The following is a 20380-nucleotide window of genomic DNA, read 5'->3' on the forward strand; positions in this document are numbered from 1 at the left end:
GGGTGGTGGAGCCGGACGGGATCGAACCGACGACCTCAGCAGTGCGATTGCTGCGCTCTCCCAACTGAGCTACGGCCCCACACTGGGAATCTTCGTTGGGATCGGGCGCCGCCACGGTGACCCCGGCGGCGCGAGAGCGCGGATAATGGGAAGGCCGCCCTGCCCTGTCAAGCTGCAACGGGGCCGCCCTACGAGCTCTCCGGCAGACCCCGATTCGACCGCCGCGCCGCCCGCTCCCAGGCGTCGGGCGCGGTGCGCCGGCCTTGCCGCGGCCCGCGCCCGACCGCTATAGGGAGGGCCCTGATGCGCCGAGCGACCCGGGAGCTGCCGCGTGATTGCCATCCTGAACCTGATCAGCACCGTGATCTCGATCTACATCTGGCTGCTGATCGCCTCGGCGATCCTCAGCTGGCTGGTCGCCTTCAACGTCCTCAACACCTCGAACCGCTTCGTCTACATGGTCGGCGACTTCCTCTACCGGATCACCGAGCCGGCGCTGCGCCCGATCCGGCGCATCCTGCCGACGCTGGGCGGCATCGACCTGTCGCCGATGGTCCTGATCCTGCTGCTGATCTTCCTGCAGGACCTGCTGGTGCGCGACATCGCGCCCGCCCTGCTGAGCTGAGCGGGCTGAGCTGAGCGGCTCCGCCGCGCCCTCCGCTCCGGCCTGGCGGGCGGTCGCCGGGGGCCTGGAGCTCGACCTCAGGGTCCAGCCCGGCGCGCGCGCGGCCGGCCTCGGCCGCCTGGAGACCCGCGACGACGGGCGCACCCGCCTCAAGGTCAAGGTCACGGCGCCACCCGAGGACGGCAAGGCCAACGCCGCCGTCATCGCCCTGCTCGCCCGCGCGCTGCGGCTGCCGAAGCGCGACCTCGTCCTGCTGCGCGGCGAGACGGCACGCGACAAGACCCTGCGGATCGAGGGCGACCCGGCGACCCTGGCCGAGCGCCTCGGTTCCCTCGTCGCCGGGCCCTGAGGTCGCGGCGGAGCCAGGGCGGGACGGATTCCGGCTGGCCGCCCGCCGCCGCGCCGCCTAAGAGGGCGCGGGGTCCGACGGGGCGGCCCGACAATCACGAGGGAGAGCGACGGCATGGGCGAGGCGAGGATCATCGACGGCAAGGGCTTCGCGGCGACCTTGCGCGGGCGCGTCGGCGAGAGCGTCGCGGCGCTCAAGGCGGGGCACGGCCTGACTCCCGGCCTCGCCGTGGTGCTGGTCGGCGAGGATCCGGCCAGCCAGGTCTACGTGCACAGCAAGGGCAAGCAGACCCAGGAGGCGGGCATGGCCTCCTTCGAGCACCGGCTCGAGGCCACGACCTCCCAGGAGGCGCTGCTCCGGCTGGTCGGCGAGCTCAACGCCGATCCCGCTGTCCACGGCATCCTGGTGCAGCTGCCGCTGCCGGCGCAGATCGAGCCGGCGGCGGTGCTCTCGGCGATCGACCCGGCCAAGGACGTCGACGGCTTCCACGTCATCAACGCCGGCCGCCTCGCCACCGGCCAGAAGGCCCTGGTGCCCTGCACGCCGCTCGGCTGCCTGCTGCTGCTGCGCGACACCCTGGGCGACCTCGGCGGCCTGGAGGCCGTGGTCGTCGGCCGCTCGAACATCGTCGGCAAGCCGATGGCCCAGCTGCTGCTGGGCGAGAGCTGCACCGTCACCATCGCCCACTCCAGGACCCGTGACCTGCCGGCGGTCTGCCGGCGCGCCGACATCCTGGTCGCCGCCGTCGGCCGGCCCGAGATGGTGCGCGGCGACTGGATCCGTCCCGGCGCCACGGTCATCGACGTCGGCATCAACCGGGTGCCCGGCGAGGGCGGCAAGACCCGCCTGGTCGGCGACGTCGCCTTCGCGGAGGCCCGCGCCGTGGCCGGCGCGATCACGCCGGTCCCCGGCGGCGTCGGCCCCATGACCATCGCCTGCCTGCTCGCCAACACCCTGACCGCCGCCTGCCGCAGCGCCGGCCTGCCGGAGCCGAAGCTGCTGTAGGCCCTGCTGCGCTTGGAGTCGCTGGCGGCGGCGGCGCGCTTGCATGGTTCGACAAGCTCACCATGAAGCGACGGGGACGCCGGTGCGGCGGCTCCCTCTCCTTCGGCGCTCGCGGAGGATGGCCGACGTAAAGGTCGCGCTTCATGGTGAGCTTGTCGAACCACGAAGCGCGAGGTGCACGAACCTCGGGCCGAGCCGCCCTTGCCCCTGGATCCCGGGTCGCAAGGCGCCCGGGATAAGGGTCAGGCCCGGCGGTCTCGACTGCCGGGGCTGGAACTGCTGTAGGTCTGCCGCCGTGGTGTCGCGGGCGGAGGCGGCGGCGCGCTTGCATGGTTCGACAAGCTCACCATGAAGCGACGGGGGCGCCGGTGCGGCGGCTCCCTCTCCTTCGGCGCTCGCGGAGGATGGCCGACGTAAAGGTCGCGCTTCATGGTGAGCTTGTCGAACCACGAAGCGCGAGGTGCACGAACCTCGGGCCGAGCCGCCCTTGCCCCTGGATCCCGGGTCGCAAGGCCGAAAGCCAAGGCTTTCGGGCTCGCCTAGCGCCCAGGATGACGCTTGGAGGCGGAACCTACGCCAGGGTGCGGGCGGCCAGGTCGCTCATGCGCTGGGCGAAGGCGCTGGGGTCGAGCGGCGCCTCGCCCTCGAGGATGCGAGCCTGGTCGAGCAGCAGGAAGGCGTAGGGCTCGAGCGCTTCGGCCGCCCCCTCCCCGGCCCCGTCCCCGTCTCCGTCTCCGTCCCCGGCCCCGGCGTCGCCGCTGCCGGCCGCCAGGCGGCCGGTCAGCTGCTTGATCAGCGGGTGGCCGGCGTTGATCTCCAGGACCCGCGGCGCGATCTCGTCGAGCTGCTGGTGCTGCTTCAGGAGCTTGGCCAGGTGCAGGTCCATGTCGCCCTCCTCGGCGACCAGGCAGACCGCGCTCTCGGTCAGGCGCTGCGACAGGCGGACGTCCTTGACCTTGCCCGCCAGCGTCTGCTTGAGGAAGGCCAGCAGGGTCGCCGTGTCGGGCCCGACCTCGGCGTCCTCGGCGGGCTTGTCCTCGCCCTCCTTGGCCTCCGCCTCGATCTCGTCGAGCTCGGCGCCACCGCGCGTCACCGAGCGGAAGGGCTTGCCCTCGAAGGCGCCGACGGCGTTCGGCCAGAACTCGTCGACCGGATCGGTCAGCAGCAGCACCTCGACGCCCTTGGCGCGGAAACCCTCGAGCTGCGGGCTGCGCTTCAGCTTCTCCGGGTCGTCGCCGGCAATGGTGTAGATCGACTTCTGGCCGGGCTTCATGCGCGCCACGTAGTCGGCGAGGCTGACCCAGCCGCCTTCGGCCTCGGCGGCGGTCGAGCGGAAGCGCGCGAGCTTGAGCAGCGTCTCCTGCTGGCCGGTCTCCTCGTAGAGGCCTTCCTTGAGCACCGCGCCGAAGTTCTCCCAGAAGCCGGCATAGCCGTCGCGCTCCTCGGGGGACTCGGCCTCGGCCCGGCTCTCGAGCTCCGAGAGCACGCGCTTGGTCAGGGCCTGGCGGATCTTGTTCAGCACCGGGTGGTGCTGGAACATCTCGCGGCTGATGTTGAGCGGCAGGTCCTCGGAATCGACGATGCCGCGCAGGAAGCGCAGGTAGGAGGGCAGCAGCGCCTCGCAGTCGTCGGTGATGAAGACGCGCTTGACGTAGAGCTTGACCCGCGACTTGCGCTGCGGGTCGAAGAGGTCGAAGGGGCGGCTGCCCGGCACGAACAGCAGGCCGGTGTACTCGATGGTGCCCTCGGCCTTGAAGTGCAGGCGCGCCCAGGGGTCGTCGGCGGCGTGGGCGACGTGGTGGTAGAACTCGGCGTACTGCTCGTCGGTGATCTCGCCCTTCGGGCGGGTCCAGAGCGCGCCGGCCGAGTTGAGGGCCTCGGGCTCCTTGTCCGGCAGCACCAGGCGCACCGGCACGGCGATGTGGTCGGAGTAGGTCCGCACGACGTGGCGCAGGCGGTGCGGCTCCAGGTACTCCTTCTTGTCGTCCTTGAGGTGCAGGACGATGCGCGTGCCGCGCCCCGGCGCCTCCGCGGCCTCGCCGACCGTGAAGCTGCCCTTGCCGTCGGAGACCCAGTGCCAGCCCTGCTCCTCTCCGGCCTTGCGGGTGAAGACCTCGACCTTCGAGGCGACCATGAAGGCGGCGTAGAAGCCGACCCCGAACTGGCCGATCTGGTCGACCGCGCCCTTCTTATCGCCGAGCGCCTGGACGAAGGCGGCGGTGCCCGAGCGGGCGATCGTGCCGAGGTTCTCGATCAGCTCGTCGCGGTTCATGCCGATGCCATTGTCGGCGACGCCGAGCGTGCCGGCCTCCTTGTCGGGCGCCAGCTCGATGCGCAGCTCCTGGTCGCCCTCGGTCAGCGCCGGCTCGGCGATCGCGGCATAGCGCAGGCGGTCGCAGGCGTCCGAGGCGTTGGACACCAGCTCGCGGAGGAACACCTCGTCGTGCGAGTAGAGCGCGTTGGCGACGATGTCGAGCAGCCGCGAAACCTCGGCCTGGAAAGTAAGCGTCTCCTCCGTCATCGCTTTCGTCATCGATCCTGTACCCTGTCCCAAAAGATTGTCGCCCAAGAGAATGCCGCGAAGTGATTGGCCGCAAAAGACTTTGCGGCGCGGCTGCCCAGATATGAGGCTTGCCCGTCAGCGACACAAGGGCGCGGCGGCCGCCGCCGGCCTTGCCAGACTCCAGGGCCGCGACGATCTTCGGGGGCATGATGACGCGGCGTGACCGGCAGGTGACGGCCGTCCTGGGCCCGACCAACACCGGCAAGACCCATCTGGCGATCGACCGCATGCTCGGCCATGCCAGCGGCGTCATGGGCTTTCCCCTGCGCCTGCTGGCCCGCGAGAACTACGACAAGGTGGTGCGGCTGAAGGGGGCGGCGCAGGTCGCGCTGCTGACCGGCGAGGAGAAGATCGTCCCGCCGCGCGCGCGCTACTTCCTGTGCACCGTGGAATCCATGCCGCTCGACAAGCCGAGCGCCTTCCTGGCGGTCGACGAGGTTCAGCTCGCCGCCGATCCCGAGCGCGGCCACGTCTTCACCGACCGGCTGCTGCACAGCCGCGGCTTCGAGGAGACCATGTTCCTCGGCTCCGACACCGTGCAGCCGCTGCTCAAGCGCCTGGTGCCGGAGGCGACCGTGGTCTCGCGCCCGCGCTTCTCGACCCTGAGCTACGCCGGCGCGCGCAAGCTGACCCGGCTGCCGCCGCGCTCGGCGGTCGTCGCCTTCTCGGCCGCCGAGGTCTACGGCCTGGCCGAGCTGATCCGCCGCCAGCGCGGCGGTACGGCGGTGGTCCTCGGCGCGCTCTCGCCGCGCACCCGCAACGCCCAGGTCGAGATGTTCGAGAGCGGCGAGGTCGACTACCTGGTCGCCACCGACGCCATCGGCATGGGCCTCAACCTGGGCCTCGACCACGTCGCCTTCGCGCGGCTCAACAAGTTCGACGGCCACGCCCACCGACGTCTGCGGCCGCCGGAAATAGCCCAGATCGCCGGGCGCGCCGGCCGCCACATGACCGACGGCACCTTCGGCACGACCGCCGAGCTGGGAGCGATGGACCCGGAGACGGTCGAGGCGGTCGAGGCCCATGCCTTCGAGCCGCTGACCCAGTTGTTCTGGCGCAGCCGCGAGCTCGACTTCGCCTCGCCCGAGGCGCTGCTGGCGAGCCTGGAGGCCCGGCCCGAGCGGCGCGAGCTGATCCGGGTGCGGCCGCCCGAGGACCAGCAGGCCCTGGCCGCGCTGCTGCGCGACCCGGAGATCCGCGAGCTCGCCGGCCACCGCGGCGCCGTCGCCCTGCTCTGGGAAGTCTGCCAGGTCCCGGACTTCCGCAAGACCCTCTCGGAGCAGCACTCGCGCCTGCTCGGCCAGGTCTTCCGGCATCTCTCGGCGCCGGCCGGGCGCCTGCCGGAGGACTGGGTGGCGCAGCAGATCCAGCGCATCGACCGGGTCGACGGCGACATCGACGCTTTGGTCGCGCGCATCGCCCACATCCGCACCTGGACCTTCGTCACCCACCGGGTCGACTGGCTGGAGGACGCCGGCCACTGGCAGGAGCGCGCGCGGCGCCTCGAGGACCGGCTGTCCGACGCGCTGCACGAACGCCTGACCCAGCGCTTCGTCGACCGCCGCACGGCGACCCTGTCCCGGCGCCTGCGCTCCGGCGAGGCGCTGGTCGCCGCAGTCCGCCGGACCGGCGAGGTGCTGGTCGAGGGCGAGCACGTCGGCCGGCTCGAGGGCTTCCGCTTCCAGCTCGACCGCACGATCGAGAAGCACGACGCGCCGGCGGTGATGACCGCGACGCGGCGCGCCCTGCAGGAGGAGATGCCCCGCCGCACCAACCGCCTGGAGGCCGACGACGACGGCTGCTTCCGGCTCGAGCACGACGGCGCCGTCTCCTGGCGCGGCGCCGAGGTCGGCCGCCTGGCCCGCGGCGACAGCCCGCTGCGCCCGCGCGTCCGGGTCCACGAGAGCGAGTTCCTCGACGGACGCGCGCGCGAGCGCGTCCGGCTGCGCCTGCAGAACTGGCTGAACCGCCACCTGCGCAACCGCCTCGGCCTGCTCTACGACCTGGAGCAGGCGGCGCTGGCCGGCGCCGCGCGCGGCCTCGCCTTCCAGCTCGCCGAGGCCATGGGCGCCCTGCCGCGCGGCCGGGTCGCGGCCCAGGCGGCGGTGCTGGAGCGCGCCGACCGCAAGGCCCTGCAGGGCCTGGGCGTGCGCCTGGGCGCCGCCAGCGTCTTCGTGCCGGGCGTGCAGACGCCGCCGCAGCAGCGCTTCAAGGCGCAGCTCTGGTCGGTGTTCCGCGAGCGCGAGGTCTTGCCGCCGCCGAGCGACCGCATCGCCCTGCCCGCGCCCGAGGGCTGGGACGAAGCGACGGCCCTGGCGCTGGGCTTCCGGCTCTGCGGCCGGCCGGACCGGCCGCGCCTGGCGGTGCGCCTCGAGGCGCTGGAGCGGCTGGCGGTGGCGGCGCACAAGGCGGCGCCGGTCGCCGCCGACGGACGTCTCGCCGAGACCTGCGGCCTGACCCTCGAGCAGTTGCCGGTCGCGCTCGGCGCGCTCGGCTTCCGTCCAGGGCCCGCCGGCCAAGCGGGGGATGAGCGCCTATGGGCCCCGAAGCCGAAGCGCGACAAGCGTCCCAAGGCCGGGCCGCGCAAGGCCGAGGTGGTCTCGCCCTTCGCCGCCCTGGCCGGGCTCAAGGCCAGGAAGGGCCGATGAGCGCGGCGGGGTGATGGGTCCCCTGCCTTGCATACGCCGCCCAGACATTCCCTTTCGGCCGCATGGATCACCCGATCGGGTGACGATTGCGATGGTCTTGCGACGGATCCTGCGCCGAATGGCGTTCAAGACGAGAATCGACGCGGGCGAATGTTATGACCCTGTAGGGTCGCACGAGTGACGTTCGGGGCGGGGGGAGACGACAATGGCAATCTGGCGAACGACGGCCGCGGGAGCGGTCATCGCAGCGGTTCTGGCGTGCGGGCTGCCGGTGGCCGCGCAGGTCTCGCCGCAGGTGCAGCAGGACATGATCCAGCTGCGCATGGTCGAGGCGGTCAAGGCCGAGGACTATGTCGCCTACCTGACCCATCTCGCCGAGTTCCGGCGCGCCGGCGGCCGTCCCGACGCCGACATGCGCTTCTACGAGGCGGTCGCACATGAAGCGGGGGGCGACGACCTCGCCGCGCGCGACGCCATCGCCGATTTCATCCAGCGGGCGGGGCGCAACCATCCACGCTATACGGAGGCGCTCGCTCTCCTGTCCCGCGTCGAGCCGAGCGCGAAGAGGGCCGAGGCCCGCGTGGCCGGCATGGACGTCCTGCTGCGCGCGCTGGAGCGCGGGCAAAGCGCCGTCGCGCTGACACCACTGCCGCCGCCGTCCCAATGGACGAACTACCGCACCTTCCCGAGCTACGGCTTCTTCACGTCCGAACTGCACCGCGGCCAGGAGCCTATGCCGGACGGCGGCTGGATGACCTTCGGCCACAAGCCGGAGGGCCAGACGCGCAACGCGCTGCCCGGCCTCTCCGACCCACGCTTTCCGCAGGCGATGCTGGAACGCCGCGATGCGGCCGGGAGGACCCTGTGGACCAGGGTCTACGACTGGACGCAGACGGCCGTCTTCTATGAACTGCCGAAGCAGACGAGCCCGTCGGGGGTCACCGTCGGCATCTCCCCGACCGTGGGCCCGGGCCGGGTCCAGGGCTACGGCCCCGGCGGCTGGGGGACGGTTGGCGAGGATCCTTCGGCCCGGCCGCAGGTCGGCGACCTCGTCACCCATGTCGACGGCCGCGCGATCGGCGCGCAGGAGAACGTCTACGAACTGATACAGAATGCCGGGCCGACCGCCCGGCTGACGCTGCAACGCAGCGGCCTCGCCAAACCCGTCGAGGTCGAGATCCGACGCGACACGACCCGCCCATCGTTCCATTGGCTGAGACGCGAAGCTCGCGGTCCGGTGGAGATCGCGCGTGCCCATATCGGCGGGACCTGGCCGCCGAGCCCGACACCCGTCTCGGGCCAGCGCGATTCATGGAGCAGCGAGATCGTCGCCTACGTCCCGGACGCGGACGGCGAGGGTGGCCGAATCTGCGCCAATATCGATTTCGGCGTCTTCTGGGATTCCCATACCCAGCTCGGTTTCTGGACCCGCGTGAAGGCCGACGGCGCGCTGGAAGATCCCTTCGTGCGCGCCATGCCGATGGACCATCCCGACGAGCCGGCGGAGCGGGTCGACACTTGGTACGACAACGGCTTGATCGACTGCGCCGGCCTGCCGGACGGCTCGCTGCTCACGGTGGGGCGCGGAGTACGCTGGGAACGACAGGACGGCGTAAGGCGTGGCATGGCGGCCGATCGCGGCACCTTCTTCTACCGCCTGTTCGACGCGGATGGCAGCCTGCTTTCCACGCACCGCGTACCGGGCAACGGCGCGAAGGTGCCCTGGCCCGCGGTCGAGGTGAGACCGCGCCTGCGCCCGGTCGAGGGCACGGGCGGCTGGGTCTGGCAGAATGACGGCCGAATCGTCGATGCGCGCGACGGCCAGATCCGTGTCGAAAACGCGTCGCAAGAAACGCGCATCGTTGACTGGGTGTACAGTGACGACAGCTGGTACAGGATCGGAACCTTCGGCGCGCGCACACGCCTGCTCGGTGACCAGAGCGGCAGCTTCTACTCCGTGCAGGCCGCAGAACGGCTTGCCGACGGGACCGTGGTCGCCCTCGTGAACCTCTTGATTGCCGATGAGAACCTCGACATGCGGGCACCCGACGGCGGCTTGATCGGCGTGGAGGTCGCCCCCGAGGGCGCAGCCGCCGGCGAGTTCCGCGATGTCGGTTTTCTGCTCGGGCTCGACCCGAAGGGCGACGACGAGCCGCTCTGGGCGGTGCGGCTGCGCCACAATCGGCCATATCCCGGCGTTCCCCATAGCTTCCCCATCTATCCGCCGTACGCCGAACAGGCCGACAACGGCACATACGCGGTCTCGACCTTCTGGAACGACCTCGTGGTGCTCGAGGACGATACGATCGTGGTCACGACGCTTTCGGGCGCCGGCGTGCGCGTCCGGCCGGACGGGCGATAGGAGGCGAAGATGCGCATCAATGCCATGATCGTGGCGGCCTTGCTGGCGCTGTCGGCCGTCTGCTTGCCGCCCGCGGCGGCGAATGAAGCCGAGCCGGTCGCCCGCAGCCTGCCGGTCAACGCCAACATCCGTGCCGAGCCGTCGCTGAACGCCGAGCGGCTGGTGACGCTGGAGCGCGGACGGCAGGTCTGGGTCCATGGCGAGACGAACGAGCACGGCTGGGTCCGCGTGTCCAACGCCGACAAGACGGTGCACGGCTGGATGGCGGCCTACCTGCTCGACGAGCCGGCCAACATCGCCACGCCCGGCCGCCGGTCGAAGTTTGCCGAGGCTCTGGGCGAACCGGCGCCAGCGGCGTCCGGCGGCACGTCTCTGTTCTCCCGTTCGCTGGGCGGCGGGAGCGGTGGCGGAGGAGACAGCCCGCCGCCGGCCGCCGGCGGCTCGCTGTTCGCGCAGGCCAGCCAGTCGGGCCAGATCGAGCGCGCCCAGGAGGAAAAGCGCCGGCGCGAGGCCGAGGAGGCACGCCGGCGCGCCGAGGAACAGGAGCGCCAGCACCGCGAGGCCGAGGAGCGCCGGCTACAGCGGGAATGGGAGGAAGCCGAGGAGCGGCGTCGCTGGGAACAGGAAGAGGAGGAACGTCGCCTGCAGGAGGAATGGGAGTGGGAAATGGCCGAGCTGGAGGCCGAGGAGAGCCGCCAGCAGGTGTTGAACACGATTCAGGGCATCGAGCGCTTGTTTCAGCAAGAGATCCAGCAGCGCCAGATCCAGCAGCAGCAGATCCAGCGCCAGCAGGCCGCGCAGCGTCTCTCCCAGGAACGCGAACGCCGCCGGCAGGAGATGGCCCACTGGCAGCAACAGGACCAGGCGCGCCTAGATCGCGAACGCCAGGAGCGCGAACGCCAGGCCCGGCTGCGGGCCGAGCAGGAGCGTGTTCTGGCAGACCTGCAGCGTGCGACGCGGCCCGCCGCCCCGACCTATTCGCCGCCGCCCAGCACCTCCCGCTCCAGCCCATCCTCGGGCGGCGGCACCAACCCAGCCTCGCGCAGCGTCCGCGAAGGCTGCTGGGGCATGCCCGACCCGCCAAACACGACCTGCGTGGCGTCGAGCCCCCGGCGCAGCGGCGACCGCTTCATCGTCACCCACAAGAACATCTGCAGCAATCGCATCGTCGTCAGCATGTGCAACGAGCGCGCGGGCAGAGACGCGACATGCGGCCAGTCGGGGATTCTGCCCGGGCGCAGCTACAACTGGGATTCCGGCAAGGATTCCACCGGTGCCTATTCGGTGCGGTGGGTCGGGTCTAAAAACAGTGTCGAGGACTGGGCCTGCGTCTCGCAGATCGGCTGGCGCAACTGAACGGGGGGAGGCGGCACGCAGGTTTCGTATCCACCATGGCCTTTTGACTCGACGAGCGATCCCATAGGGTCACTGTCTGCTCTATCTCTATGAAGGCGGACCGGATCCACGGTCTAGCGGAGGCCCGAGCATGGCGGATCCGAGGGACGATTTCCTGCGCCTCGACAAGTGGTTGTTCTTCGCGCGCTTCTGCAAGTCGCGGCAGGTGGCCGCCGCGCTCTGCGAGAGCGGCCGCCTGCGCGTCTCCGGCACCATCGTCGGCAAGCCGCACTACAAGCTGCGCGTCGGCGACGTCCTGACCTTCCCGCTCGGGCCCTACGTCCGCGTCGTGCGGGTCGAGGATTTGGGGCGGCGCCGCGGCCCCGCCGAGGAGGCGCGCGGCCTCTACGAGGACCTCAGCCCGCCCGAGAGCCAGGCGCCGGTGCCGGGCGCGGCCAAGCCGACCGACCGGCAGCCGGGCGCCGTGCCGCGCCGGGAACCGGGCGCCGGCCGCCCGACCAAGCGCGACCGCCGCCAGCTGCAACGCTTCGAGGGCGACTGAAGCGCCTCGTCCGGACCGGATCGGGCCGTGCCCCTGGATCCCGGATCGCGAGGCTCGCATCCCGATCGCCTCCGGCTCTCGGGCGAGCCTGCGCGTCCGGGATGACGAGAGGAGGGACCGTTCCCCGTCATCCCGGACGCTAGGCGAGCCCCGGAAGCCGCCAGGCTTCCGGTTGGCGAGCCTTGCGATCCGGGATCCAGGCCGGCCCCTGCGACGAGCTCCGGCGTGCCGGAAAGGCAAAACGCCGCCCCGGAGGTCTCCGGGGCGGCGTCCTTTCCGCAAAGGCCCTGGAAGGGCCGAGCCGGCGTCAGCCGCGCTTCTCGCCGAACGTCTGCTCCCAGAATCCGTCGATGTCGCGGCGGTGCTGCTCGTCCTGGCCGAGGCCGAGACGCGTCTCGTCGTCCACGGTCGGGGCGTTCTCGAGAACGTCCTCGCGGACGTCGAGGATCAGGGTGTCGCGGTAGGGCGAGGGCGTGACCTTCAGGTCCTGCCAGCGCACCGCGACCTCCTCGGTGCCGAGGCCGAGGAACCCGCCCCGCTCCAGCAGCACGTAGTCGATCTCGCCGTTGGCGCCGAGCACGACGTCCTCGATCTCGCCGAGGCGCTCGTCCTGCAGGTTGCGGACGTCCGCGCCGATGATCTCGTCGATACGCATCGGCCGGTCGAGCTCGGCGACGCCGATGGCAGAGCCGAGGTACTCGTTGCGCCACTGGCGCAGAGCCTCCTGGCGGTCGCCCTCCTCGAGCGCCCGGGTATAGCGGTCGCCCATGTCCTGCGCGGTCTGGACGACGGTCTGGCAGCCCTCGCCGTGGCCGGTGATGGCCATGATGTAGCCGGCGCGCAGCAGGGTCTGCATGTCCTGGCGCGGCGAGGTCAGGCCGCCCATGGACGCCGTGCCGGCCGCATCGCCTGCGGCCGTGCCGGCGGGCCGCTCGCGGTAGGCGCCGCCGTAGGTACCGTAGCCCTCGGGGCCGACGCGACCGTAGCCGCTCTCTGCCAGGCGCTGGTCGACCTGCCGCAGGTCCTCGAGGCAGCGCTGCGCGGTCTCGGACATTTCCTGGTTGCCGGTCTGGCCCGCCGCCTGGCCGGTGGCGGACTGGCCGGTGGCGGACTGGCCGGTGGCGGACTGGCCGGTGGCGGACTGGCCGGTGGCGGACTGGCTCGTCGAGCCGCTCTGGGCGGCGGCCGGGGCGGCGATCAGGACGCCCGCCAGGGCCGCCGCGATCGCCGTGGTGGTCAAGGCCGTCGTGTTCCTGATGGTCATAGCAACCTCCTTGCTTGCCGTTGCGTTCATACACGGCCAACGGCATCGCTCCGGGATGGTTGCAGCGATATTTTCGCAGCCCCCTTCCGGCCGACGCCCCGTCCCGGCCCGAAACCCGCGCCGTCGCTCGCCGACAGCCGCCGAGAGGGAAGCTTCCATGGAGATCGTCCAGATCGGCCCGCTTGCGATCCTCGCCGCCGCCATCACGGGATTGGCCTTCAGCATCGTCTACTACGCCGTGCTGTCGAAAACCCGGCTCGCCGCCGCCCGGCTCGGCCACGACGAGCGCCGAGGCCTCGGCCCGGTGCGGCCCTACCTCGTCGCCGGCGTCGCGCAGCTGACCATGGCTGCGGTCCTGGCCTGGTTCCTGGCACACGCCGTCGGCGGCCCGGCCGAGCCGCAGGCGCTCGACTGGTTCGTCGGCCTGCGCATCGGCTTCCTGGCCTGGCTCGGCTTCGCCATCACCAGTCTCGCCGTCAACCACGCCTTCGGAGGCTCGCGACGCACCCTGACGGCGATCGACGGCCTGCACTGGCTCGGCGTGCTGCTGATCCAGGGCCTGGTCCTGGCGCTGATCGGGGCGTAGCGATCTCGGTCGGCGAGGCCGCTCCGGCGATAGGCTAGTGCGCCGAAGGCTCCCCCGGCGGCAGCCTGAGCCTGACGACGCCCTTGATCGGCGCGTGGGGGTCGGCGACCGGCTCGCCCTTGCGCAGGATCTCGATGCGCCCGGCGCGCGCCAGGAAGCGGGCCTGCTGGTTGACCGCGTGCAGGTAGCGGCGCCAGCCGTCGGCCGGGTCGGAAGGCTTGGCCCGCGGCTGCCAAAAAGCCCGGGCGACCTTGTCGGGCGCCAGGGTGGCGCCGGGGCCGCCGTCGCGCAGCAGCGCCAGGATGGTCTCGGCCACCGGGTCGAGCTTCTCGGGCCGCTCGGGCTTCCCGGGCCGTTCCGCCCTTGTCGAGTGCTGGCGCGCGCCGGCGGTCTTGTCCTGCTTTGCGGTCATGGGGCGGGGAGCTATCACGAAGCCGGCGCCAAGCCCAGCCGTAACCTGCGGCCCTGCCTCCTGGTTACCCGGCGTACGGAGCGTTACCCCTGCTTCCGCTGGACGCTGCCGGAGTCGGCTCAGTAGAGTTCGCGCCGTCATGATGTCCGAGCTCAACGCCCTGCTCGCGGCGACCATCCTGTTCGTCGGCGGCCACTTCCTGCTGTCGAGCCAGGCGCTGCGGCCCCATCTCGTCGCCCGGCTCGGCGAGGGCGGCTTTCGCGGCCTCTACTCGGCGGTCGCCGCCGTCAGCCTGGCCTGGATGAGCTACGCCTACGCCCATGCGCCGCTGGTCGAGCTGTGGCATGCGCCGGCGCTGCGCTGGCTGCCGCTGGTGCTGCTGCCGATCGCCGCGGTGCTGGCGGTCGCCGGCCTGACCACGCGTAGCCCGACCGCGGTCGGCGGCGAGAGCCTGGCCGGCGAGGGCGACCCGGCGCCGGGCATCCTGAGGATCACCCGCCACCCCTTCCTGTGGGGTGTCGCGCTCTGGGCCTTCGCGCACCTGGCGGCCAACGGCGACGTCGCCTCGCTGGCCTTCTTCGGCGGCTTCCTGGTGCTCAGCCTGGGCGGCATGCAGCACATCGACCACCGCCGCGAGCGGACGCTCGGGAGCGCCTGGGGGCCGATGAAGCTGACCACTTCGGTGCTGCCCTTCGCGGCGATCGCGACCCGGCGCACGACCATGGACTGGCGCGGCCTCGGCTGGTGGCGGCCCCTGCTCGGCCTTGTCCTCTACCTGGCCCTGCTCCACCTGCACCCGCTGCTCTTCAGCGCCAGCCCGCTGCCCTGAGCCGGCAAAGCCGGGCTTCCGACGCCCGCCCTACGCCCCGACGATCGCCTCGGGCTCGCGATTCCAGAAGACGAGGGACCAGCCGGTCGGCTCGTGGTGGGTCAGCGCCGAGAGGCGGCCGGTGCCGAGCTTGGCGGTGCCCTCCGCGACGGCGGCCTCGAAGGCGCCGGGCACCAGCTTCAGGAAGTAGCGCAGCACGCCGTTGGAGCTGACGACCAGGACGTCGTCCTCGGCGGGCAGGCCCTCGACCGCCTCCTCGGCGAAGGCGCGGACGCGCGCCTCCAGCGTCGCCTCCTCGGGCTGCCAGCCGATCCCGGCCGGCCAGATCGAGCGCTCGCGCCAGCCGGCCAGGGCCGCGCCCTGCCCAGCCGCCTCCAGCTCGGCGTCGGAGCGGCCCTCCCAGGGGCCGTAGTCGATCTCGCGCAGCTGCTCGTCGATCATCACCGGGCGCTGCAGCCCGGCGGTCTCCAGGGCGATGCGGGCGAAGTCGGCGGTGCGCTTCAGCGGCCCGGCGAAGACGCGGTGCGGGTCGACGCCGGCGCTCGCCAGCGCCAGGCCGAGCGCGCGGGCCTGGCCCTCGCCCTTGGCGACCAGCGGCAGGTCGCTGCGGGCGCCGACCATGACCGGAGTCTCCCCCGGCGCGAAGGTGTTGCCGTGGCGAGCCAGCAGCAGTCGGGTCATGTCTTCTCCTGTTCTTCTTCGCGGTGGCGGGCCGAGCCGTCCCAGGCCGCCAGCAGCTCGCCCTCCTCGGCGATCAGCCGTTCGGCGACGAGGCGGTCCTCGGGGCTGTCGATCGACCAGTGGGTGCGGCCCCGGTAATCGACCTCGACGACCCGCACGGTCATGCCGTTCTCCAGGGCGCGCAGCTGCTCCAGGCCCTCGGCGCGCTCCAGCGGCCCCGGCTCCAGGCTGACGAAGCGCTCCAGCGCGCCCGGGCGGAAGCCGTAGAGGCCGATGTGGCGAAAGACCGGAAGTGGTGTCTCAATATCGCGCAGGAAGGGTATGATCTGCTTGGAAAAATAGAGCGCGCGCCCTTGCCGGTCGAAGGTCACGGTGGTGCCGCCGACCTGGCCCGCGCGCTTCTGCTCGACAAGGCGCCGGTAGGCCGCCTCGCCGAGCCGCACCGCCGGTGTCACCAGGTCCGCGCCGTCGGCCTCCCCGAGCGCCCGGGCCAGGGCGCCGACGACCCAGGGCGGCGTCAGCACGGCGTCGCCCTGGACGTTGATCGCCGGCCGGTCGGCGAGGCCGGCGCGCGCCAGCGCCTGGTGCATGCGCTCGGTGCCGTTGCGGCAGGCCGCGTCGGTCATCACCGCGCGGCCGCCCAGCGCCTCGACGAAGTCGCGGATGCGCGGCTCGTCGGTGGCGACCAGCACCTCGCCGACGCCCGGCGCCGCCTTGGCCAGGGCCCAGACGCGCTGCAGCAGCGCGACCCCGGCGACGCGCGCCTCCAGGGGCTTGCCGGGAAAGCGGCTCGAGCCCCAGCGGGCCGGAATCACGGCGACGACGCTCACGCTCTCTCCTCTCCTCGCTCGGCCAGCTCCTCGAGCCGGGCCCGGTAGGCCGCGGCGGCCGGAAAGGGCGCCGCCGGCGCCCGCCCCGCCGCCTCGCGCCCGGCCTCGAAGGCCAGCACGCGCAGCAGCCAGAGCAGCTCGCAGGCCCGTAGCCGGTCCGGGTCCGGCGGCCCGCTGCCCTCGGCCCGGCCGGCCGTTTCATAGCCGTCCCGGAAGGCCTCGTACAGGGCCGGCGCGGCGGCCAGGACGCCGGCGCCGTCAAGCGCGGTCCAGTGGCGCAGCTTGACCAGGTCGAGCTCGGCCGGGCGCAGCACGGCGTTGTCCCAGTCGATCAGCACCGGCTCGCCGCCGCGGCCGGCCAGGACGTTGAGGCCGTGCAGGTCGTTGTGGCAGAGCGCCGGTCGAGCGCCGGCGAAATCGGCGCGGGCGAGATCGGCGCGGGCGAGGCGCCGCAGCCGCGCCGCCAGGGACGCCGGCAGGGCCGCGGCGCGGGCCGCCGCCTCGAGCGCGCACTCGAGGTCCTCGGCGAAGAGCCGGGCCGGCTCCGCGGGCCTGGCGAGGTCGTGGAAGGTGGCGGCGAAGCCGGGCAGCGGCAGGGCGTGCAGCTCGGCCAGCTGCGCGCCGAGCCGGCGGTAGGCCTCGGGCCGGGGTGCGGCACCCAGCGCCGGCCCCGCGACCGCCTCCTGGATCGACCAGGGCCGGGCGCCGTGGCCGCTGGCCAGCAGGGCGGGGCCGTGGGGCAGCCGGCCGGGGGCGGGGCGCCCCTGCGCGGCCGCCTGGCCCGCGCCGACCGCGCCCGCCGCCGCGCCGCGCGCCGCCCAGGCCGCCGCCACCGCCGGCTCCTTGGCCAGGCCCGGCTCGTAGCCGAAGGCCGCCCCGGCGCGGCGCCGGCGCAGCAGCAGCGGCCGGCCTCGCCACTCGAAGAAGCGGACCTCGGCGACCGCGCCCCGGCGGACGGCGCCGAGCCGGGCGTCCCGCCCCGCCGCCTCGCCCAGGCCGGCGGCGATCAGCGCGCGGGCGTCGGCCTCATTCAAGCCTCGCCTCCGGCGCGCCCTGCTCAGCCCTGCTGCTGCCGGCTGAGCAGGCGCAGGCGCAGGGCGTTGAGCTTGATGAAGCCCTCGGCGTCGCGCTGGTCGTAGACCGAGTCCTCCTCGAAGGTCACGTGCTCGAGGCTGTAGAGGGAGTTCGGCGACTTGCGCCCGACGATCGAGACCGAGCCCTTGTAGAGCTTGAGGCGCACGGTGCCGGTGACCGGCCCCTGGCTGGCGTCGATCGCGGCCTGCAGCATGCGGCGCTCGGGCGAGAACCAGAAGCCGTTGTAGAGCAGCTCGGCATAGCGCGGCATCAGCTCGTCCTTGAGGTGCATGGCGCCGCGGTCGAGGGTGATCTGCTCGATGCCGCGGTGCGCGGCGTAGAGGATCGTGCCGCCCGGCGTCTCGTAGATGCCGCGGCTCTTCATGCCGACGAAGCGGCCCTCCAGCAGGTCGAGACGGCCGACGCCGTTGGCGCCGCCCAGGCGGTTGAGCTCGCTCAGCAGGGTCGCCGGGCTCATCTTCCTGCCGTCGACGGCGACGGCGTCGCCGCGCTCGAACTCGACCTCGACGTAGGTCGGCTCGTCGGGCGCCTGCTCGGGAGCGACGCTGCGCGCGTAGACGTACTCCGGGGCCTCCTCCCAGGGGTCCTCCAGCACCTTGCCCTCGGCCGAGATGTGCAAAAGGTTGGCATCGACGCTGAAGGGCGCCTCGCCGCGCTTGTCCTTGGCGATCGGGATCTGGTGCTCCTCGGCGAAGGCGATCAGGCGCGTGCGGCTGGTCAGGTCCCACTCGCGCCAGGGCGCGATCACCTTGATGTCCGGGTTGAGGGCGTAGTAGCCGAGCTCGAAGCGGACCTGGTCGTTGCCCTTGCCGGTGGCGCCGTGGGCGACGGCGTCGGCGCCGGTCTCGCGGGCGATCTCGATCTGGCGCTGGGCGATCAGCGGCCGGGCGATCGAGGTGCCGAGCAGGTAGTAGCCCTCGTAGAGCGCGTTGGCGCGGAACATCGGGAAGACGAAGTCCTTCACGAAGGTCTCGCGCAGGTCCTCGATGTAGATGTTCTCGGGCTTGATGCCGAGCAGCTCGGCCTTGCGCCGCGCCGGCTCCAGCTCCTCGCCCTGGCCCAGGTCGGCGGTGAAGGTGACGACCTCGCAGGCGTAGGTCGTCTGCAGCCACTTCAGGATTACCGAGGTATCGAGCCCGCCGGAATAGGCGAGCACCACTTTCTTCACGTCGCTCATCGAGGAAGGTCCACTTGTTCGGAAAAGGGCGAGGAGCCCCCTGACGGGCGGCCCCCAAATCGGCACGCGATTCCGCGCGCGGCGGAGTATAGCCGCGCGCCTTTCCGGGGCAAGCAGCCGCGGGCGGTGGTGGCGCAGGGGCACGCCCCTCGACAGGCTCGGGACGAAGCGAGGGTGGCGCGACGGCGCGGGCGTCGCCGGGGCTGCCCCGCGCTACGCGGAGAGCCCCGGCAAACGTCCAGGCCGGGCGGCGCGGGGTCAGGCCGCCAGGGTGCCCTTCGACTTGGCCGTGTGGGTCGCGATCGCGTCCATCAGCGGCGGCGACAGGCAGTCGTAGGGCTCGAGACCCATCGACTTCAGGTGCTGGCGGATCTCCGGCAGCATCGCGGGCGGCGTGCCGGACTCGATGATCGAGGACACGAAGGCGGCGAACTCCGGCGGCGACCAGCCGCTCTCGCTCGACAGCTCGGTGTGGATGAAGTCGAGGCCGTAGAAGGGATGATCCTTGTTCTCGATGCGGCCGTACATGTGCGTGCCGCAGGCGCTGCAGGCATGGCGCTGGATCGCCGCCGAGGGGTCGACGACCTTCAGCTTGTCGCCGTTCTCGACGACCTCGACAGCCTCGCGCGGTACGACGGCGACCATCGAGAAGGTCGCGCCGTCCGGCTTCCAGCACTTGGTGCAGCCACACACGTGGTTGTGCGCGCTCTGCGCCGAGATCCGGACCTTGACCGGACGGTCGCTGCACTTGCAGGTCAGCGTGCCGCCGGAAAAGCCGGAAGCGGCCGGCTTGACGCCGGAATCGACGCTGGGATGGATGGATACGCCCATTGGTTTTCCTCCCTGAAGCAGGTTTTTCGGGTTGCGGATCCGTCGGCCCGCGCTTGGGAGAACGACCTGCCCGCGAGACGCGAGACGGGCGGGCCGGGGCGAGGGCCGAGGGCGCCGCTCCCGAAGCGAGTATACGTCCAGCGGGGGGCTCTAGAGTAGAGGGAAGTCCGCCAGCCGCCGCTCGGCCGCGCCCGCCGCTCAACTTTGCGCGATCTCCTTGCCGAGAGGCGCCGGGGGCGTATCTAGCACCGCGGTACCCGATCCCTCGTCCTCGCCCTCGCCGTCGCAGGAGCCTCCCCTGACCCTCGCCGCCCGACGTCGCCTGATGCTCGCGCTGACCGGGGCGACGATCGCCGCCCTCACGGCCACTTTCCTGGCGGTCTTCTCCGCCGGCGGCCTGAGCGCCCTGGAGCTGGCGATGGCCGCCTGCTTCCTGGTCACCCTGCCGTGGACGGCGATCGGCTTCTGGAACGCCGCCCTCGGCTGGTGGCTGCTGCGCCGCGGGCCCGAGGGCCTGGCCGCCGCCGCGCCCTGCCTGGCGAGCGCCTGGGCCGGCGAGCGCCTGCGCAGCCGCACCGCGATCGCCGTGCCGGTCCGCAACGAGGAGCCGGCCGGCCTGTTCGACAAGCTGGAGCGCCTGGTCGCGGACTTCGAGGGGCACCCGGAAGCCGGCCGGCTCGAGCTGTTCCTGCTTTCCGACAGCAGCGACCCGGCGGTCGCCGCCGAGGAGCAGGCGCGCTTCGCCGGCCTGCAGGCGCGCCACGGCCGCTCCCTGGCGCTGCACTACCGGCGCCGCGCCCGCAACGACGACAAGAAGCTCGGCAACCTGCGCGACTTCGCCGCGCGCTGGGGCGAGCGCTTCGAGTTCCTGGTGGTGCTCGACGCCGACAGCCTGATGTCGGCCGCGGCGGTGCTGCGCCTGGTGCGCCTGATGCAGGCCAACCCGCGGATCGGCATCCTGCAGACCCTGGCGGTCGGCCTGCCGAGCCGCAGCGCCTTCACCCGCCTGTTCCAGTTCGGCATGCGCCACGGCATGCGCGCCCACACCCTGGGCGCCGCCTGGTGGCAGGGCGACGCCGGCCCCTTCTGGGGCCACAACGCGATCCTGCGCATGGCGCCCTGGCGGCGGCACTGCGCCCTGCCCCACCTGCCCGGCCGGCCACCCTGGGGCGGGCTGATCCTGAGCCACGACCAGGTCGAGGCCGTGCTGATGCGCCGCGCCGGCT

General features: G+C 72.4%; 18 protein-coding genes and 1 tRNA gene. 10 read left to right on the plus strand and 9 right to left on the minus strand.

Annotated elements, in window-relative coordinates; genetic code table 11:
- Positions 1-3: 3 nt before the first annotated feature.
- A tRNA-Ala gene (locus WD341_RS17375) sits at positions 4-79 on the minus strand.
- 252 nt (positions 80-331) lie between these two features.
- On the opposite strand from WD341_RS17375, the gene WD341_RS17380 reads away from it, so the two are divergent.
- From WD341_RS17380 to folD, 3 genes are all read left to right on the plus strand, one after another.
- Positions 332-625 carry a YggT family protein gene (locus tag WD341_RS17380; protein WP_368426749.1) on the plus strand — a complete coding sequence of 98 codons (294 nt, stop codon included), beginning with the start codon at positions 332-334 and terminating at the stop codon, positions 623-625.
- Between the two features lie 64 nt (positions 626-689).
- Positions 690-974, plus strand: coding sequence for a DUF167 domain-containing protein (locus tag WD341_RS17385; RefSeq protein ID WP_368426765.1), 285 nt, complete (start codon positions 690-692; stop codon positions 972-974).
- A gap of 114 nt (positions 975-1088) precedes the next feature.
- Positions 1089-1979, plus strand: a complete 891-nt coding sequence (gene folD, locus WD341_RS17390; RefSeq protein ID WP_368426750.1) for a bifunctional methylenetetrahydrofolate dehydrogenase/methenyltetrahydrofolate cyclohydrolase FolD — start codon at positions 1089-1091, stop codon at positions 1977-1979.
- Between the two features lie 571 nt (positions 1980-2550).
- Here the strand turns inward: folD and htpG are convergent.
- Entirely contained in the window at positions 2551-4500 is a 1950-nt protein-coding gene (gene htpG / locus WD341_RS17395) for a molecular chaperone HtpG (protein WP_368426766.1), read from the minus strand.
- 188 nt (positions 4501-4688) lie between these two features.
- Here htpG and WD341_RS17400 point away from each other — a divergent pair, with 188 nt between their 5' ends.
- The 4 genes from WD341_RS17400 (at position 4689) to WD341_RS17415 (ending at position 11449) form a co-directional block, all read left to right on the plus strand.
- The gene (locus WD341_RS17400) at positions 4689-7190 is read left to right on the plus strand and encodes a helicase-related protein (RefSeq protein WP_368426751.1); all 2502 of its coding nucleotides are present in this window, start codon (positions 4689-4691) and stop codon (positions 7188-7190) included.
- Positions 7191-7395: 205 nt separating this feature from the next.
- On the plus strand, positions 7396-9552 hold the full coding sequence (locus tag WD341_RS17405) for a hypothetical protein (RefSeq protein ID WP_368426752.1): 2157 nt from the start codon (positions 7396-7398) through the stop codon (positions 9550-9552).
- A 9-nt stretch (positions 9553-9561) separates the two neighbouring features.
- The gene (locus tag WD341_RS17410; RefSeq protein WP_368426753.1) at positions 9562-10908 is read left to right on the plus strand and encodes an SH3 domain-containing protein; all 1347 of its coding nucleotides are present in this window, start codon (positions 9562-9564) and stop codon (positions 10906-10908) included.
- A gap of 130 nt (positions 10909-11038) precedes the next feature.
- Entirely contained in the window at positions 11039-11449 is a 411-nt protein-coding gene (locus tag WD341_RS17415; RefSeq protein ID WP_368426754.1) for an RNA-binding S4 domain-containing protein, read from the plus strand.
- 307 nt (positions 11450-11756) lie between these two features.
- On the opposite strand, the gene WD341_RS17420 is transcribed toward WD341_RS17415, so the two are convergent.
- Positions 11757-12713 (minus strand): PRC-barrel domain-containing protein, encoded by a 957-nt coding sequence (locus WD341_RS17420; RefSeq protein ID WP_368426755.1) that lies wholly within the window; start codon positions 12711-12713, stop codon positions 11757-11759.
- A 157-nt stretch (positions 12714-12870) separates the two neighbouring features.
- Here WD341_RS17420 and WD341_RS17425 point away from each other — a divergent pair, with 157 nt between their 5' ends.
- Entirely contained in the window at positions 12871-13299 is a 429-nt protein-coding gene (locus tag WD341_RS17425) for a DUF1761 domain-containing protein (protein WP_368426756.1), read from the plus strand.
- A 34-nt stretch (positions 13300-13333) separates the two neighbouring features.
- Here the strand turns inward: WD341_RS17425 and WD341_RS17430 are convergent, their stop codons facing one another.
- Entirely contained in the window at positions 13334-13711 is a 378-nt protein-coding gene (locus WD341_RS17430; RefSeq protein WP_368426757.1) for a DUF3253 domain-containing protein, read from the minus strand.
- 139 nt (positions 13712-13850) lie between these two features.
- Here WD341_RS17430 and WD341_RS17435 point away from each other — a divergent pair, with 139 nt between their 5' ends.
- A complete protein-coding gene (locus WD341_RS17435) occupies positions 13851-14540 on the plus strand; it encodes an NnrU family protein (protein WP_368426758.1) in 690 nt (229 codons plus the stop codon).
- 30 nt (positions 14541-14570) lie between these two features.
- On the opposite strand, the gene WD341_RS17440 is transcribed toward WD341_RS17435, so the two are convergent.
- The 5 genes from WD341_RS17440 to gfa form a co-directional block, all read right to left on the minus strand.
- Positions 14571-15221 carry a histidine phosphatase family protein gene (locus tag WD341_RS17440; protein WP_368426759.1) on the minus strand — a complete coding sequence of 217 codons (651 nt, stop codon included), beginning with the start codon at positions 15219-15221 and terminating at the stop codon, positions 14571-14573.
- Positions 15218-16051, minus strand: a complete 834-nt coding sequence (locus tag WD341_RS17445; protein ID WP_368426760.1) for a 3-deoxy-manno-octulosonate cytidylyltransferase — start codon at positions 16049-16051, stop codon at positions 15218-15220. Before WD341_RS17445 ends, WD341_RS17440 begins: the two co-directional genes overlap by 4 nt.
- On the minus strand, positions 16048-17085 hold the full coding sequence (locus WD341_RS17450) for a phosphotransferase (protein ID WP_368426761.1): 1038 nt from the start codon (positions 17083-17085) through the stop codon (positions 16048-16050). The genes WD341_RS17445 and WD341_RS17450 overlap by 4 nt, the downstream gene beginning before the upstream one ends.
- A gap of 23 nt (positions 17086-17108) precedes the next feature.
- Positions 17109-18323 carry an argininosuccinate synthase gene (locus tag WD341_RS17455; RefSeq protein ID WP_368426762.1) on the minus strand — a complete coding sequence of 405 codons (1215 nt, stop codon included), beginning with the start codon at positions 18321-18323 and terminating at the stop codon, positions 17109-17111.
- Positions 18324-18581: 258 nt separating this feature from the next.
- On the minus strand, positions 18582-19154 hold the full coding sequence (gene gfa / locus WD341_RS17460) for an S-(hydroxymethyl)glutathione synthase (RefSeq protein WP_368426763.1): 573 nt from the start codon (positions 19152-19154) through the stop codon (positions 18582-18584).
- Between the two features lie 325 nt (positions 19155-19479).
- On the opposite strand from gfa, the gene WD341_RS17465 reads away from it, so the two are divergent.
- The coding region (locus WD341_RS17465) for a glycosyltransferase (protein ID WP_368426764.1) at positions 19480-20380 on the plus strand (901 nt) is incomplete at its 3' end.

It is taken from the genome of Tistlia sp., from assembly GCF_040905785.1.
Taxonomy (GTDB): Bacteria; Pseudomonadota; Alphaproteobacteria; order Kiloniellales; family DSM-21159; genus Tistlia.